The sequence below is a fragment of the uncultured Gimesia sp. genome (genome assembly GCF_963972345.1).
In the GTDB taxonomy this organism is placed as follows: domain Bacteria; phylum Planctomycetota; class Planctomycetia; order Planctomycetales; family Planctomycetaceae; genus Gimesia.
This window is the reverse complement of the sequence record NZ_CAXAVM010000358.1, coordinates 1-1,843: the sequence shown is the minus strand read 5'-3', so window position 1 is coordinate 1,843 and position 1,843 is coordinate 1. Positions and strand designations below refer to the sequence as shown.

The window sequence follows — 1,843 nt, the reverse complement described above, 5'->3', positions numbered from 1 at the left end:
CGACGATGGGCTGATCGGTGACTTTCATGCCGTCTTCGCTGGTTTTGCCGATGACCTGACTGCCGCGAATACCGCCTCCGCCGAGCACCGTGGTCCAAGCCGCGGGAAAATGATCGCGGCCCGTGTTCTGGTTGATCTTCGGTGTGCGGCCGAATTCGCCCATCCAGACAATCAGCGTGGAATCCAATAACCCCCGCTGTTCCAGATCGGTCATCAACGTGCCCCAGGCAGGGTCGAGGACCTCACTCAGACTTTTGACCGCTTCAAAGTTTTCCTGATGCGTGTCCCAGCCGAAAGTGTTGTTGCCTTCCACCCCGTTCAGCGAGACTTCGACAAAGGGAACGCCCTGCTCTATCAACCGTCGAGCCAGCAGACAGCCCTGCCCGAAGCGATTGCGGCCGTAGGCATCGCGGAGCGTGTCCGGCTCTTGATCCAGTTGAAAGGCATCGATGGCTTTGGAGCGCATCATGCGCACCGCGGCGGCGTAGGCACTGCGATGACTGCTGGTGGGTGTGCCGGGATGCGTGGCGGCGAAGTCCGTTTCCAGATCGTTCAGAATCGACAGGCGTTCGTCGGCCTGCCTGCGCGTAATACCAGAGGGCAGGGTCAGGTTCTTGACTTTTAATGCGGCGTCGACATTCGCGGCATCGTTCTGCACAACTCCAGTTCCTTCGCCGACAACCAGTGGTGCGAACTGCGGTCCCAGAAAACCGGGGCCATAGGCGTTGGGGCTGAGTGTTTTATTGGGGGCGATGCTGACGAAGTTGGGCAGGTCGGCTTGTGTGTTTCCCAGTTCCTTACTCAACAATGAGCCGAGCGTCGGATAGCTGAGCGGGCCGGAAGGGAGATAGCCGGTGCGGAGCAGATACGTGGCACGGGTGTGGTCCCCTTCTTTGGTGCTCATCGAGCGAATGGGGACCAGGTGTTTCATGACCTTTGCGAGTTGAGGCAGATGTTCGGAGATCTGCACGCCGGGCACGTCGGTATCGATGGCTTTGAACGGGCCGCCATTTTCGTGCTGCGGTTTAAGATCGAAGGTATCGGTCTGACTGGGGCCGCCCGACATCCATAACAGAATGCAGCTGCGTTTGCGCTGCGGGTTGTCGGCGGTTTCGGCGGCCAGACGTCTGAGCCAGCCCGACATGCCTGTACCCAGCACGCCCAGCGCGGAGAGGCGCAGGTAATCGCGGCGGGAAATTTGTGGGCTGTGTCTGTCTGTTCTGCCTGTCATTTGTGTGTCCTCCAGAGCGATTCACATTTCAGATCACATCTCTCGCATTATTATACTCGCTCCAACGGTCCCTGGAGACGTCGTAATAAAACTGGACACAGTTTATAGCGCTCTTTGTGTATTTTAGGGGATTTTTTGAAACAAATGCGAGTCTTTTCCGGTAAGAATCATGAACCGTTGTCTGAACTCGTCCGGACGAAACGAAATTTTGTTTCAGTCGCCGTGCTCCCTCTGATATGATACAGGACAGCCCGTGGTTTTATTTAACGGATTTTGTATTGGTGTCCGTTCTTTGAATTTTTCTTTGCATGACAGGTTTGAATTGATGTTGTGTCTTTCGCGATTCCGCTGCGTGTCTGCAGTCACTTTGTTTGCGTTACTCCTTTGTGTCCCTGCTGTTAGAGCAGATGAAAGTGCCGACCTGCCTTATCATCAGCAGAAAAATCTGGTCTATGCGGAAGTGCATGGCGTGGGTCTGCTGCTGGATGTGTTCACGCCCCGTTCCCAGCCGAACGGGCTGGGCATCGTCGATGTGGTTTCGGGCGCGTATCACTCGGATCGGGGCAAGCTCCGCGATCATAAACAGGCGCAAATGTTCGATATCTTCTGCTC

The 1,843-nt window shown here is 55.8% G+C and carries 1 protein-coding gene and 1 pseudogene; one reads left to right on the top strand and one right to left on the bottom strand.

The genetic code is table 11. The features are described from left to right. A partial coding sequence (locus AACZ40_RS29015) for a DUF1501 domain-containing protein (protein ID WP_339677172.1) occupies positions 1–1,231 on the bottom strand: 1,231 nt, incomplete at its 3' end. 325 nt (positions 1,232–1,556) lie between these two features. On the opposite strand from AACZ40_RS29015, the pseudogene AACZ40_RS29010 reads away from it, so the two are divergent. Further along, positions 1,557–1,843: pseudogene (locus AACZ40_RS29010) on the top strand (alpha/beta hydrolase); the annotation flags it as partial.